This window comes from Streptomyces apocyni (assembly GCF_009739465.1).
In the GTDB taxonomy this organism is placed as follows: domain Bacteria; phylum Actinomycetota; class Actinomycetes; order Streptomycetales; family Streptomycetaceae; genus Streptomyces; species Streptomyces apocyni.
The window spans coordinates 1-13480 of record NZ_WHOM01000057.1 but is presented as its reverse complement, the minus strand read 5'-3'; the positions used below and the strand labels follow the sequence as shown (position 1 = coordinate 13480).

The 13480-nt window shown below is 69.1% G+C and carries 14 protein-coding genes and 1 rRNA gene; 12 read left to right on the top strand and 3 right to left on the bottom strand.

Annotated elements, in window-relative coordinates; all coding sequences use genetic code 11:
- The first annotated feature begins 147 nt into the window (after positions 1-147).
- From rrf to GCN81_RS16090, 9 genes are all read left to right on the top strand, one after another.
- Positions 148-264: ribosomal RNA gene (gene rrf, locus GCN81_RS16130) — 5S ribosomal RNA — on the top strand.
- A 68-nt stretch (positions 265-332) separates the two neighbouring features.
- Positions 333-977, top strand: coding sequence for an HAD family hydrolase (locus GCN81_RS16125; protein ID WP_156725325.1), 645 nt, complete (start codon positions 333-335; stop codon positions 975-977).
- Positions 978-1041: 64 nt separating this feature from the next.
- Positions 1042-2301, top strand: coding sequence for an MFS transporter (locus tag GCN81_RS16120; RefSeq protein WP_156725324.1), 1260 nt, complete (start codon positions 1042-1044; stop codon positions 2299-2301).
- On the top strand, positions 2270-3433 hold the full coding sequence (locus GCN81_RS16115) for an acetoin utilization protein AcuC (RefSeq protein ID WP_156725323.1): 1164 nt from the start codon (positions 2270-2272) through the stop codon (positions 3431-3433). Before GCN81_RS16120 ends, GCN81_RS16115 begins: the two co-directional genes overlap by 32 nt.
- A 129-nt stretch (positions 3434-3562) precedes the next feature.
- Positions 3563-4378 carry a phosphatase gene (locus GCN81_RS16110; protein WP_156725322.1) on the top strand — a complete coding sequence of 272 codons (816 nt, stop codon included), beginning with the start codon at positions 3563-3565 and terminating at the stop codon, positions 4376-4378.
- Positions 4379-4506: 128 nt separating this feature from the next.
- Complete coding sequence (locus tag GCN81_RS16105) at positions 4507-4716, top strand: helix-turn-helix domain-containing protein (protein ID WP_156725321.1); 210 nt, start codon at positions 4507-4509, stop codon at positions 4714-4716.
- 111 nt (positions 4717-4827) lie between these two features.
- Positions 4828-4926: a 30S ribosomal protein bS22 gene (locus tag GCN81_RS16100; RefSeq protein WP_003948845.1), complete on the top strand. Its 99-nt coding sequence runs from the start codon at positions 4828-4830 to the stop codon at positions 4924-4926.
- A 206-nt stretch (positions 4927-5132) separates the two neighbouring features.
- A complete protein-coding gene (locus GCN81_RS16095; RefSeq protein ID WP_156725320.1) occupies positions 5133-6200 on the top strand; it encodes an NAD-dependent epimerase/dehydratase family protein in 1068 nt (355 codons plus the stop codon).
- 14 nt (positions 6201-6214) lie between these two features.
- Complete coding sequence (locus GCN81_RS16090) at positions 6215-7309, top strand: lysophospholipid acyltransferase family protein (protein WP_156725319.1); 1095 nt, start codon at positions 6215-6217, stop codon at positions 7307-7309.
- Positions 7310-7392: 83 nt separating this feature from the next.
- Here GCN81_RS16090 and GCN81_RS16085 read toward each other — a convergent pair whose 3' ends face one another.
- The 3 genes from GCN81_RS16085 to GCN81_RS16075 all read right to left on the bottom strand — a co-directional run bounded on the left by GCN81_RS16085 (position 7393) and on the right by GCN81_RS16075 (position 10989).
- Positions 7393-8646, bottom strand: a complete 1254-nt coding sequence (locus GCN81_RS16085) for a DUF5667 domain-containing protein (RefSeq protein WP_156725318.1) — start codon at positions 8644-8646, stop codon at positions 7393-7395.
- 253 nt (positions 8647-8899) lie between these two features.
- Positions 8900-9676, bottom strand: coding sequence for an ECF subfamily RNA polymerase sigma factor, BldN family (locus GCN81_RS16080; RefSeq protein WP_156725317.1), 777 nt, complete (start codon positions 9674-9676; stop codon positions 8900-8902).
- A gap of 350 nt (positions 9677-10026) precedes the next feature.
- Positions 10027-10989, bottom strand: coding sequence for an HAD family hydrolase (locus GCN81_RS16075; RefSeq protein ID WP_156725316.1), 963 nt, complete (start codon positions 10987-10989; stop codon positions 10027-10029).
- A gap of 191 nt (positions 10990-11180) precedes the next feature.
- On the opposite strand from GCN81_RS16075, the gene GCN81_RS16070 reads away from it, so the two are divergent.
- From GCN81_RS16070 to hemA, 3 genes are all read left to right on the top strand, one after another.
- Positions 11181-11471, top strand: a complete 291-nt coding sequence (locus GCN81_RS16070) for a glutaredoxin family protein (RefSeq protein WP_156725315.1) — start codon at positions 11181-11183, stop codon at positions 11469-11471.
- A gap of 364 nt (positions 11472-11835) precedes the next feature.
- Positions 11836-12669 carry a redox-sensing transcriptional repressor Rex gene (locus tag GCN81_RS16065; RefSeq protein ID WP_156725314.1) on the top strand — a complete coding sequence of 278 codons (834 nt, stop codon included), beginning with the start codon at positions 11836-11838 and terminating at the stop codon, positions 12667-12669.
- The coding region (hemA, locus tag GCN81_RS16060) for a glutamyl-tRNA reductase (RefSeq protein ID WP_156725313.1) at positions 12666-13480 on the top strand (815 nt) is incomplete at its 3' end. The genes GCN81_RS16065 and hemA, both read left to right, overlap by 4 nt.

Genomic DNA, 13480 nt, shown 5'->3' with positions numbered 1-13480 from the left:
CTGGAAGCCCGGTAACGGGTGGAGGTGACTGGTACTAATAGGCCGAGGGCTTGTCCTCAGTTGCTCGCGTCCACTGTGTTGGTTCTGAAACCACGAACAACCCCACGTTTGTCACAGAGCGTGGTGCGGTTGACAGTTTCATAGTGTTTCGGTGGTCATAGCGTGAGGGAAACGCCCGGTTACATTCCGAACCCGGAAGCTAAGCCTTACAGCGCCGATGGTACTGCAGGGGGGACCCTGTGGGAGAGTAGGACGCCGCCGAACTAAATTTGGGCCCCGGCCCCCGAGTTTTCACTCGGGGGCCGGGGCTTTTTTGCGTTTATTGTCGAGGTATGCGCTACGACCTGGTGATCTTCGACAACGACGGCGTCCTCGTGGACAGTGAGCCGCTCTCCAACACACTCCTCGCCGAGTACCTCACCGAGGTGGGGCACCCCACCACGTACGAGGACTCCATCCGTGACTACATGGGCTCTGCCATGCACCGCGTTCACGATCTGGTGCGGGAACGGACCGGGCAGCAGTTGCCCGAGGACTTCGACCGGACGTTCCATGCCCGGGTGTTCGCCGCGTTCGAGCAGCGGTTGCAGCCCGTGCCGGGAGTCATCGAAGTGCTGGAAAAGCTCACGGTGGAGGGTGTTCCGTACTGTGTGGCCTCCTCGGGGACCCATGAGCGGATTCGCGTCGGGCACGCCGCGGCCGGACTCGATGAGTGGTTCGAGGACGAGTGGATCTTCAGCGCGGAGGATGTCGGGCGGGGCAAGCCCGCGCCCGACCTCTTTTTGCACGCGGCGGACCAGATGGGAGTCCCGCCCGAGCAGTGCGTCGTCGTGGAGGACAGCCCGCTCGGCATCCAGGCCGCACTCGCGGCCGGGATGGCGGTGTACGGGTACACGGCGATGGTTCCCTCCGAGCGGCTGGAGGGGGCCAACGCGTACTTCTCCGACATGGGGCGCTTGATGGAACTGCTGAGTTGACGGAACTGCTGAGTTGAGGGAAGTGACTATCGGCTGGTAGTTGACGGTCGTACTCTGTGCGGCCATGACAACTGCGCGGTTGAGGTACGGCAGGGCGTCCCTGGCGGTCAGCTTCTTCGTTCAGGGTGTGGCGTTCGCGCTGCTGGTGACGCGTATCCCCGCGATCCAGAATCGCTACGGCATATCCGACGGGCTGCTGCCCGCCTTTCTCGCCGCGGTGCCGATCCTCGCCGGGGTCGGCAGCGTCGCCACCGAGCACCTGGTCAGGAGGGTCAGGCCCAGTCGCGTACTGCGGTGGTCGCAGCCGGTGGTGCTGCTGTCGTTGCTGGGCGTCGGGGCAGGGCGGGAGCTGTGGCAGGTCGCTGTGGCGCTGGGGGTGTTCGGGCTCGCGGTGGGTGCGTTGGACGCGTCCATGAACATGCTCGGGGTGAGCCTCCAGCGGATGTACGGGCGCAGCATCATGCTGGGCTTCCATGCCGCGTTCAGCCTCGGCGGAATCGTCGGGGCTTCGCTGGCCTGGGTGGGGGCGGGTAGTGGGCTGCCGTTGTGGGTGTCGTATCTGCCGGTTGTGGTGGTGCTGGCGCCGGGGGTGTTGGCCGCCAGTCGCTGGTTTGTGGACGGGGAGCGGCCCGCCCGGACCGGGGACACCCGGAGTGGGGACACCCGAAGTGGGGACACGGCGAAGGCTGGGGCGGCGCGGCAGGGGCGTGCTGTGTCGTTCAAGCTGCTGTTGCCGCTCTGCCTGGTGATGACGTTCGCGTACATCGGGGACTCGACGGTCTCCAACTGGAGTGCGAAGTACCTACAGGACGTGCTTGGCGGCTCGGAGCAGCTGGCGACCGTCCCGTACAACATCTACATGGTGACGACGCTGATCGGGCGCGCTGTCGGGGATCTGGGGGTCCGGCGGTTCGGGGCGGTCGCGGTGGTGCGGGCGGGGACGGTGCTGGCGGCGCTCGGGTTCGCTGTGGTGGCGGGGGCGCCTGGGGCCTGGGTGGGGATGCTGGGCTTCACGCTGCTGGGGCTTGGGCTGTGTGTGATCGTGCCGCAGACCTTCGCCGCCGCGGGGCGGCTCGCCGCCGAGAAGCACGGGCCTGGCGCGTCTGACGCTGCCATCGCGCGGCTCAACGTCTTCAACTATCTCGGGTTCCTGGTCGGTTCGCCGCTGGTGGGGGTGATCGGGGACCTGTGGAGCTACCGGGGGGCCATGCTGGTGCCGATGGTGCTGGTGTTGGTCACGTTGCGGTACGCCCACTCATTCGCGCCAGAGCCGGACCGATACGGTGACGGGCATGAGCGGCCGCGCACAGCTGATGTGGGATGAGGCAGTAACGGGCTACGACTTCGGGCCCCAGCACCCGATGGACCCGGTGCGCCTCACGCTGACCAGGAGTCTTATCCGTGCCTTCGGTCTTGAGCGGGACCTGGACGTCGTACGGGCCAAGGCGGTGGGGGACTCGACGCTGCGCCTGGTGCACCGCCAGGACTACGTGGACGCGGTCAGGGCCGCGTCGGCGGCTCCGGGGGAGGCCGACGGATCGTATGGGATCGGGACTCCGGACGATCCGGCGTTCGCCGGAATGCACGAGGTGTCGGCGCTGATCGCCGGGCAGTCGGTGGGTGCGGCCGAGGCCGTGTGGCGCGGCGATGTGGCGCATGCGGTGAACTTCGCCGGGGGACTGCATCACGCCATGCCTGGTGGCGCGTCCGGGTTCTGCATCTACAACGACGCGGCGCTGGCGATCGCCCGTCTCCTTGAGCTGGGCGCGGAGCGGGTCGCGTACGTGGATGTGGACGTGCATCACGGTGACGGGGTGCAGGCGGCGTTCTGGGAGGATCCGAGGGTTCTGACGATCTCCCTGCACGAACATCCGCAGACGCTCTTTCCGCAGACCGGGTGGCCCCAGGAGACGGGCGAGGCCGAGGGCGGCGCGGTCAATGTGGCGCTGCCCGCGGGGACCGGGGACGCGGGGTGGCTGCGGGCGTTCCACGCGGTGGTGCCTGAGTTGCTCGCCGAGTTCCGGCCACAGGTGCTGGTGACCCAGCATGGCGCGGACACGCACTTCGAGGACCCACTGGCGCATCTGGCGGTGTCGCTGGACGCGCAGCGGTTGGTGCAGGAGGCGTGCCACTCGCTGGCGCACGAGTACGCCGACGGGCGCTGGGTCGCGCTGGGTGGTGGCGGGTACGCGGTGGTGGAGGTGGTGCCGCGGTCCTGGACGCATCTCACGGCGATCGCCGCGGGGCGGCCGATCCCGCCGACGGCCGAGGTGCCTGAGGAGTGGCGGGCTGAGGTGTACGCGCGGACCCGGCAGCCCGGGCCTCGGCGGATGACGGACGGCGTGGTGCCGGAATGGAAGGACTGGGACTCCGGCTACGATCCGGCGGACCGACTGGACCAAGCGGTGCTGGCGACGCGGCGGGCGGTGTTCCCGTTGCGGGGGTTGCTGCCGTAGGGGTGGGGTTCGTACCTCCCGCCTTCTAAGGGCTGCCAGGGGCACGGAGCGTACGCGTGGTTACGCCGACTGTGCGGTGCTTTCGGGGTTTTGACGGTTATCGGGGCGCGAGTGCGGCAGCATCGCAGCGTGTTGAGCACCGGCGCCTTGCGTGCCCATCTGCTGGCGGCCCGGCTGGCCGGGCCCGTGGCCACTTCGCGGGAGGCCAGCCTGCGAAGCTATCGGCTGTTCGCGGCCCGGGACCCACGGGTGCTGCTCGGGCTCGACCCGGAGCGGGACTGGGGGGCCGGGGACCTGCTCGCGCTGATGGCCGACCGGTGCGGGGTCTCGGCCGATCCCCGGCACACCACCGGGCCTGACGTGATCGACCCGGACCGGACGCTCGCCGGGCTCGACGCGTTCGCGGGGAGGCTGGCCGCGGTGGCGGAACGTCGCGCTCCGGTGCTCCTGGGGACCGGTCATCCGCACCGGCTCCTGGGCTTCTACGCCGCGTTGGCAGACGCTTTGTCGGCGGCGGGCTGTGCTGTGCTCACCCCAGCGGAGGGTATCTCTGTCGACATAACGACCCGGTTCGGTCTACGCACCTACAACCTTGCCTACGTACGAAGAGTCGCGTTGGTGTGCGAAGGCGGCGGCCGGAGCCCGAGTTGTGCGACCGGCGCACATACCCATTCGCCGCTGCCGGTTCGTACCGTTCTGGCCGGTGCCGCGGAGGCTGGCGGGCCGCTGCCCGAGCTGGTGATCGGAGATCACGGATGGGTCTGTGGTGCAGGTCAGCTCGGTATTGAGGCGATCGGCCTGGCGGATACGGATGATCCGGCGCTGTTCGTCGGAGAAGCCGAGGGGCGAGTGTCCGTCGCCGTTCCGCTTGATGACGCTGTGCGGTCCTCTTACTACCGACCGCTTACTCGCTATGTACTCAATCGAGCGTGTCTGTCACGGTAGGCGGCCGATGGCAGCTCCTCTTCCCCACTCGCACCACCCGCCCCTACTCTGGGAGTGAGCGCACAGCGACGAAGAGTCACCGGAAGGGGAAGCCGGTGCCCGTCGCCTGCGGAAGGTTCAGGTGTGTCATGGCTGCTGGCGAGAGGCCTCTCAGTGAGGTTCAGTTCCTGACCGTGGCGGAGGTCGCCTCGGTGATGCGAGTATCCAAGATGACCGTGTACCGCTTGGTGCACAGCGGTCATCTGCCCGCTATCCGGGTGGGGAGGTCCTTCCGAGTCCCGGAGAACGCGGTCCACGAGTACCTTCGCGATTCCTACGTGGGGGTGGAGACGGCCTGATCGGCCACCTCGATTACAGGCTCAGAGCTCGGGCGGGTAGGCTAGGCCGACGTAGGTCGTGTGGGCCCAGTCTGCCCCGCACCAAGTGATGAGAAGTGAGCGAGGGTAGTCGTGGGCTCTGTTATCAAGAAGCGGCGTAAGCGGATGGCCAAGAAGAAGCACCGCAAGCTGCTGAAGCGCACCCGCGTTCAGCGTCGCAACAAGAAGTAAGCGACCGCTGAGTCAGCGCGCTCCGAAGCCCTCCACCGTCAGGTGGAGGGCTTCGGCCGTTTCGGGGACCGCTTTTCCGGTATTCCGGGGCGGCTTTCCGTCACTTCACGCAGCACGCGGTCATCACAGTGCAACATCGACCCGCTACGGTTGCCGACAGAACCTGGGGACCTGGGGTTCGATCCGGCGGAAGGAAGGCGCTGATCTTGGGCAAGGTCGTGCTCGTGACGGGGGTGGCCCGACAACTCGGGGGGCGCTTCGTGCGCCGTATCCAGCGAGATCCCGATGTGGACCGGGTGATCGCCGTGGACGCCGTCCCGCCCGAACACCACCTGGGCGGCGCCGAATTCCTGCGCGCCGACATCCGGCAGCCCACCATCGCCCGGCTGCTCGCCGAGCACGGCGTCGACACCGTGGTCCATATGGACGTGACGGGCACCCCGCTGAGTGGCGGCAGTCGGGCCACGGTCAAGGAGACCAACGTCATAGGCACCATGCAGCTGCTGGGCGCCTGCCAGAAGTCACCCGCGGTCAAGCGCCTCGTGGTCAAGTCCTCCACCCAGGTGTACGGCTCCGCGCCCCGCGATCCCGCTATGTTCACCGAGACCACACCGCCCAAGTCGCTGCCCAGCGGCGGCTTCGCGAAGGACACCGTCGAGGTCGAGGGGTATGTGCGCGGCTTCGCCCGGCGCCGGCCGGATGTGGCGGTGTGCGTCCTGCGCTTCGCCAACATCCTTGGCCCGACCGCGGAGTCCTCGCTCGTCGACTACTTCGCGCTGCCGGTGCTGCCGACCGTGTTCGGCTATGACCCACGGCTGCAGTTCACGCACGAGGACGACGTGATCGACGTACTGGGCCTCGCCTCGCGTGAGCCCGACCGCGGCACGCTCAACAGCGGCACCTTCAACATCGCCGGTGACGGCGTGCTGCTGCTCTCCCAGTGCTCGCGCCGCCTTGGCCGCCCCACGGTGCCGATGCTGCTGCCGGCCGTCAGCTGGGCGGGTGCCGCGCTGCGTACGGTGGGGCTGACGGACTTCTCGCGGGAGCAGCTCAGACTGCTGACCCACGGAAGGGTCGTGTCCACGGTGCAGATGCGCGAGACTCTGGGATTCAAGCCGAAGTACACGACCGCCGAGACCTTCGCGGACTTCGTACGCAGCAGGGGTTCTGGGCTGCTGCCACCGGAGGCCCTGGCGAGGGCCGTCGACCGGGTCGCCGTGCTGCCGTTCGCGGGCGGCGGGCACGCTACGCATTCGACGCAGAGCGCCAACTGAGGAGCGCGGCAACAATGGCGGACGCCAAGGTCATTCCATTCGATGAAGGGGCTGCCGACCGCTCGCGCGGGGGTGCCCCGCGTCCGGGGTCGCGACGCCGCATGCCCGGACGCCGCAAGGGCGAGCCCTCGGCCGTACGGGGCGTGCCGGACGTACCGGCGGCTGAGGCACGTGAGGCGAAGGCCCTGCCGGGCGGTGCGGCGGACCCCGCCGCCCTTCAGGCGGGTCCGGACGGCGCCGGGGCCGCGGCGGGTCCACAGGGTGCGGACGGCGGCTGGGAGCGTCGCGTGGCGGGCGGCCTGGCCTTCCTGCGGCGGCGCCTCACGGGCGACTACGAGGTCGACGAGTTCGGCTATGACCAGGAGCTCACCGAGCAGGTTCTGCTGTCGATGGTGCGGCCCCTGTACGAGAAATACTTCCGCGTCGAGGTGAAGGGCATCGAGAACATCCCGTCGGACGGCGGGGCGTTGATCGTCGCCAACCACTCGGGGACGCTGCCGCTGGACGGGCTGATGCTCCAGGTCGCGGTGCACGACAACCACCCGGACCACCGTCACCTGCGGCTGCTCGCCGCCGATCTTGTCTTTATGCTCCCGGTCGTGAACGAGCTGGCCCGCAAGGCCGGACACACGCTCGCCTGCGCTGACGACGCGCAACGGCTGCTGGAGAGCGGCGAGCTGGTCGGGGTGATGCCGGAGGGCTTCAAGGGCATCGGGAAGCCCTTCAGTGAGCGCTACAAGCTCCAGCGCTTTGGCCGGGGTGGCTTTGTCTCCACGGCGCTGCGGGCGGGCACGCCGATCGTGCCGTGCTCGATCGTGGGCGCGGAGGAGATCTACCCGATGATCGGCAACGCCAAGACGCTGGCGCGGGTGCTGGGCTTTCCGTACTTCCCGATCACGCCGACGTTTCCGTGGCTGGGGCCGCTGGGGGCGGTGCCGCTGCCGACGAAGTGGACGATTCAGTTCGGTGAGCCGATTCCGACGGACGGCTATCCGGCGGAGGCGGCGGAGGACCCGATGCTGATGTTCAATCTGACGGACCAGGTGCGGGAGCAGATTCAGCACACGCTGTACAAGCTGCTGGTGCAGCGGCGGTCGGTGTTCTTCTGAGGACGGCTGAACGCGCCGCTGAGGACGGCGAAAGGGGTGGTGCTCTCATCGAGAGCACCACCCCTTTCGGGTGCGGTCCGTAGCTAGCCCTGGTCCTCGGCCTCCAGGCCCAGGCCCGGGATCAGGTCCGGGAGCAGGGGCGGGATGGTGACGTCGGGGGCGGGGCCAGAACCCGACTCGCCCTTGTTGTCGCCGTCGTCGGACGGGGTGGGGGACGTCTCGTCCTCGGGCGGGTTGAGCAGGCCGCCCGTACCGCCGCCGATGAGCCCGTCGTCCTGCTGGGCGCCCGAGCTGTCGGGCGTCGGTCGACTGCTGCCGCCGGGCTTGTCGGTGCCGGACCCGGGAGTGGCTCCGTCGGACGCGGCGCCGGACCCGGAGGAGCTGGGTGGCCGGGAGCTGTCCTGCTCGCCCGGGGCGCCAGGGCTCCGCTGGCCCGGGCGCTCGGAGCCGCGCTGCTTGTCGTCCGGAGACAACGGCAGCCCGGACTGCAGCGGACCGACCTCTGCGTCTATGGCGTCGAAGACCGAGCTCACTTCTTGACTGACGTCGGTGAGCTGGATGGGCAGTCGGTCGCGCAGGGCCGTCCAACTGTCCCGGTGCGAGCGGGAGAAGGACTCCAGTGACTGGAGCGGGCCCATGGCGCCGTCGCGTTCGTGCGCTTCGTGGAGCAGTCGGTGGCCCTCGGCGGCGTTGTGCCGCATGCCGGACAGGGCGCGCCTGATCTCGCCGACGGATTCGTGGTCCAGCGAGCCGGAGCGGCCGCGCTCCATGAGACGGCGGGCCTCGTGCAGCCGCGTGGAGGCCTGGTCGAGGTGGAGCTCGCCGCGTGAGGAGTCACTGCCGGCCAGGCCGAGCTTGAAGTCCTCCATGCCGCGCTTGAGGCCGTACAGCGAGTCGCCTGGCAGGGCGTCGGAGCTGGCGGCGGCCACACCGCCGAAGGAACCCGCGGCGACGCCGATGGTGAGCCCGCCCGCGGCTAGGCCCTTGGACAGGCGGGAGCGTGGCCGCAGTTTGCCCAGGGGACTGGCTCGGTGGGCGCCCTTACGGGACCGCTGTTCGGGAACTGAGGCCTCGCCGCCCGGCACCGCGCCTTCCTGCAGCATGGCCTCCATGGCGGCCACCAGCTGCGCCCGCTGGACGACCTTGACCTCGGGGTCCAGCTCAGGTTTTGGTCGCTCGCCGATATCGGCCGCCAGGGCCACCAGTCTGTTCCGCTCGGCCTCTTCGGAGGAGCGGGGGACTGCTGACTGTTCGGCCGCCGCGCCCTGGTCGGACTGTTCCTCCAGGGCCTGGGCGAAGGCGTTCGCCCGCCGGTGTGCCGAAACATTCGCGATCACGGGCGGCACCTCCTCTCGTCATGACGTCCGACTCCCCAGGGGGTCCTGAGGGTTGCACGTCCTGAAGCACAGCCACACGATCGAGTGAGCGGCAGCGGGCAGGGTGCGACCACAGGGAGCCTGCATCCCACACAACGACCGTCGCGGCACTTGGGTTACGGACGGAAGATGATCGGACCGCTTTCGCAATCGACTCGTGACTCATGGCGAGTTGGCGGTCGCGGTACGTCGCCGGGCGGGTTGCCCGGCGAGCCTACCGGGCATCGTCCGGCAGCAGCCGGGCGAGGGTGCGGACGGCGCGGTACTGCAGGGTCTTGATCGCGCCTTCGTTCTTGCCCATCACGCGGGCGGTCTCGGCGACCGAGAGCCCCTGCAGGAAGCGCAAGGTCACGCACTCCTGCTGCTGCGGATTCAGCCGTCGTACGGCCTCCAGGAGGGCGGCGTTGGAGAGGGACTCCAGTACGGAGTCCTCGGGGCTGCGCTCGACTTCGTTGGCGTCGAGCATCTCGCCGGTGGTCACTTCGAGTCGGAAACGGCTCGACTTGAAGTGGTCGGCGACCAGATTGCGGGCGATCGTGACCAGCCAGGCGCCGAAGTCGCGCCCCTGCCAGGTGAAGGTGCCGATCCTGCGCAGGGCGCGCAGGAAGGTCTCGCTGGTCAGGTCCTCGGCGGTGGCCTTGCCCCCGACGCGGTAGTAGATGTAGCGGTACACGGTGTCGCTGTACTGGTCGTACAGCCGCCCGAAGGCGTCGGTCTCACCGGCCTGGGCGCGCTCGACCAGGTCCATCATGCGGGCGCTGTCGCTGTCCGCGGCGGGGCGGCGGGCGGCGGTGGACGAGCCTGCGGCTTGGCGGGTTCGTCTGCCGACTGCCGCGGTGTTCTCGGCCAGGGCATAGCAGGGGCCGACAGGTGCAGGGACGGCGAAGGCGGGGACGGCGTACGCGGTGGGGACGAAGCCGCGCAAGCGGTCGATGACCGTTGCGCGCAGCGTAGCCAGGCCCGAGGCGTCAACCCCGACGTGTGGGTACACGGGACTCCCAGAGGCAGAGCTTCCATCACGTTCAGTGCGGGACCGATCACGCGTCGTGGCAACGTGTGGGGTCCTGTGTGCGTCTGAGGAGAATAACGCTTCGTACAGGCAGTGCTACACCCAGTTGCTCAAATCATCGATTACGTCTCTTCTGTTACCGATCCATGCCGCTTTAAGTATCGGAGAGTGAGCGGATGTTGATCGGATTAGACCGTGATCTGTCTGGGTGCGGGGCGTGTTGTGGCCGAGTCCGCTGAAGGGGACTGACGGGGCAGGGGTGCGGGTAAGAGCACCGGAATTGCCTGCATGGCCCTGCATGGCCTGTGCGGGCCCGCGTTGGCCTGTGCGAGTCAGTGGCGGCGGCGGTGTACGGCGATGGCCGCCGCCGTACCGCCCGCGAGCGCGCCGACGCCGGCCGCGGCGGGGATGCCGACCTTGGCCGCCTTGCGGCCCGTGCGGTAGTCGCGCAGCCGCCAGTCCCGTTCGCGCGCGTGCTTGCGCAGCTTGCTGTCCGGGTTGATCGCGTACGGATGCCCGACCAGGGACAGCATCGGGATGTCGTTGTGCGAGTCGCTGTACGCCGCGCACCGAGCCAGGTCGAGGCCCTCGGCCGCGGCCAGGGCGCGTACCGCCTCGGCCTTGGCGGGGCCGTGCAGCGGCTCACCCACCAGCTTGCCCGTGTACACGCCGTCGATGGACTCGGCGACCGTGCCGAGCGCACCCGTCAGCCCCAGACGGCGGGCGATAATCGTCGCGGTCTCCACGGGGGCGGCGGTGACCAGCCAGACTCGCTGGCCCGCGTCCAGGTGGGCCTGGGCCAGGGCGCGGGTGCCCGGCCAGATGCGCTCGGCCATGTACTCGTCGTAGATCTCCTCGCCGATGGACATCAGTTCGGCGACGCGGTGACCTCTGACGATGGACAGCGCGCTGTCGCGGGCGTCCTGCATGTGCTCGGGGTCCTCGACACCGGCCAGCCGGAACCACGCCTGCTGCCAGGCGAACTTGGTCAGCTCGCGGCGCTGGAAGAACTTGCGTTTGTACAGGCCGCGACCGAAGTGGAAGATCGCGGCGCCCTGCATCACGGTGTTGTCGAGGTCGAAGAAGGCGGCGGCCTTGTCGTCACCGACGACGGGGAACTCCGGCGCGCGCTCCGCGTCCTGGGCCTCGTCGGGTGCGACGGCGGGCCCGGGTTCCTCCAGTTCGAGCACTTCCTGCGACGACTTGCGCGCTGCCTCTGCCGAGGCCTCGCCTGCCAGAACGCTTCGCGCGGTGGCGGAGCGCCTACGGGGAGTGAGCCATCCGAGAGCGGCCATGGCGTGAGCATAGCCAGTCTGTTCGGCAGAACCGGGGTCATAGGGGTGCGAAGGCTGTGAACAGTCCGCTACGGCGGCGTTAAGGAGCCACTCGGCGGCGGGCCGCGCCCCGGTCGCGGAGGACTGGAATCCGCCGTGTGGGGCCTGAGCGGGGGTCCCGGGATCGGTGCGGGCGCGCGAGAATGGGCGGTATGAGCCCCATTTTCCGCCGCGCGGGCAAGAGCGCGGACACGAAGAAGCCTGCGGACCGCCTCGTCACGCTGATCGGCAAGCCGGACTGCCACCTGTGTGAAACGGCACAGGGAGTGATCGAGAAGGTCTGTGGCGAGACGGGAGCCGCCTGGGAGATCAAGGACATCACGCAGGACGAGGAGCTGTACCGCAGGTACTGGGAGCAGATCCCGGTGGTGTTGGTGGACGGTGAACAGCACGACTTCTGGCGGGTCAACGAGGACCGCCTGAGACGTGCGCTGTCCGCGTGACGCTGCTCACGGGGAGAGCTGGTCGCCGCGGCCATCCGTTGAGGAATGGCGATGGCGAGCGGCCGGGTCCGCGAGAGCGGCGCCGGTTTAGGCGTAAAAGACAGCTACGATCGGGGGCGGTTTTGGTCTTGGGGGCAGGAAATCGTGAGGAGTGTGGGCGGTCTTGTCCCCTTTGGGTATCCAACGTGGCCGTCCGTGTGGTGGTTCCACGATGGCGCATAAGCAGCGCGTGACCCCGGTCACTTTGGCCGGACAAAGCGGACACAATCTTTGTGCACGCGTTCACAAAGACATAGCCTGCATTCGACGGGGCGGTCTTGGGACAAGCGACCGCCCGCAGCCCCGCTCTACCCGCAGGAGCACCGTGGCAACTGGCCGAACTCACCGACCGGCGACCCGCAGCCGAGGGATTCCCGAGGCCACCGTCGCCCGGCTTCCGCTGTACCTCCGCGCCCTGACCGCACTGTCGGAGCGTTCGGTACCCACGGTCTCCTCCGAAGAGCTCGCGACCGCCGCGGGGGTCAACTCCGCGAAGCTGCGTAAGGATTTCTCCTACCTCGGGTCGTACGGAACCCGCGGCGTGGGGTACGACGTCGAGTACCTCGTCTACCAGATCTCCCGCGAACTGGGCCTGACCCAGGACTGGCCGGTTGTGATCGTCGGTATCGGTAACCTCGGCGCCGCGCTGGCCAATTACGGCGGTTTCGCCTCCCGTGGCTTCCGGGTCGCCGCGCTGATCGACGCCGATCCGGCGATGGCGGGAAAGCCCGTGGCGGGCATGCCGGTGCAGCACTCCGATGACCTGGAGAAGATCATCCAGAGCAACGGTGTCTCCATCGGCGTCATCGCCACCCCAGCCGGAGCGGCCCAGCCGGTCTGTGACCGACTGGTCGCGGCCGGTGTCACCTCCATCCTGAACTTCGCGCCGACCGTCCTCCAGGTTCCGGACGGTGTGGACGTACGCAAGGTCGACCTCTCGATCGAGCTGCAGATCCTCGCCTTCCACGAGCAGCGCAAGGCCGGCGAGGAAGCCGACGCCATCGCGGCGACCGCGGCCGCGGCCGACGCCGTGGTCGTACCCGCGGCCGACTCCGTACCGCCGCCCGCCACGCGCGGCGAGACGGCCGCTGACGCCGACGCCGACGCCGCCGACCGGAAGGGACCCGACGGGGATGTCCCCGCCGTGATGCCGGCATGAGTCTTCTCGTCGTCGGGCTGAGCCACCGCAGCGCCCCCGTGAGCGTCCTGGAGCGGGCCGCGCTCGCCGCGGACGCCCAGGTGAAGCTGCTGCAGGACGCGGTCGCCGCCGAGCCGACCGCCGAGGTCGCGCTGCTCGCCACCTGCAACCGCATCGAGCTGTACGCCGACGTGGACAAGTTCCACGCGGGCGTCGCCGAGCTCTCCACCCTGCTCTCGCAGCACAGCGGGGTCGGGCTCGAGGAGCTCACTCCCTATCTCTATGTGCACTACGAGGACCGCGCCGTCCACCACCTGTTCTCGGTGGCCTGCGGGCTGGACTCGATGGTCGTCGGCGAGGGCCAGGTACTCGGCCAGATCAAGGACTCGCTCGCCCGGGCGCAGGACCAGCACACCGCGGGCCGCCTGCTGAACGACCTCTTCCAGCAGGCGCTGCGGGTCGGCAAGCGCGCGCACTCCGAGACCGGGATCGACCGGGCCGGGCAGTCGCTCGTCACCTTCGGCCTGGAGCAGCTCGCGGCGGGAGTCCCCGTCGAGAGCTGGGCGGAGGGCAAGCGGGTCCTGGTGATCGGCGCGGGCTCGATGTCCTCGCTCGCGGCGGCGACGCTGGCGCGGGTCGGGGTCGCCGAAGTGATCGTCGCCAACCGGACCCTGGAGCGGGCCGAGCGGCTGGCGCGGACGCTCGCCGACGGCGGCCTCGGCGTCGCCAGGGCCGTGGCGATGGAGTCCGTTCCGGACGAACTGACACGAGTCGATGTGGCCGTCTCCTGCACCGGGGCCACCGGCCTGGTGCTGACCGCGGACGCCGTCGC

Bases quoted from the DNA above. Each gene is read 5' to 3' on its own strand.
- GCN81_RS16115 (WP_156725323.1), top strand. From the start codon at position 2,270: ATGAGCGGCCGCGCACAGCTGATGTGGGATGAGGCAGTAACGGGCTAC.
- GCN81_RS16120 (WP_156725324.1), top strand. From the start codon at position 1,042: ATGACAACTGCGCGGTTGAGGTACGGCAGGGCGTCCCTGGCGGTCAGC.
- GCN81_RS16125 (WP_156725325.1), top strand. From the start codon at position 333: ATGCGCTACGACCTGGTGATCTTCGACAACGACGGCGTCCTCGTGGAC.
- GCN81_RS16075 (WP_156725316.1), bottom strand. From the start codon at position 10,989: ATGGCCGCTCTCGGATGGCTCACTCCCCGTAGGCGCTCCGCCACCGCG.
- GCN81_RS16070 (WP_156725315.1), top strand. From the start codon at position 11,181: ATGAGCCCCATTTTCCGCCGCGCGGGCAAGAGCGCGGACACGAAGAAG.
- GCN81_RS16105 (WP_156725321.1), top strand. From the start codon at position 4,507: ATGGCTGCTGGCGAGAGGCCTCTCAGTGAGGTTCAGTTCCTGACCGTG.
- GCN81_RS16090 (WP_156725319.1), top strand. From the start codon at position 6,215: ATGGCGGACGCCAAGGTCATTCCATTCGATGAAGGGGCTGCCGACCGC.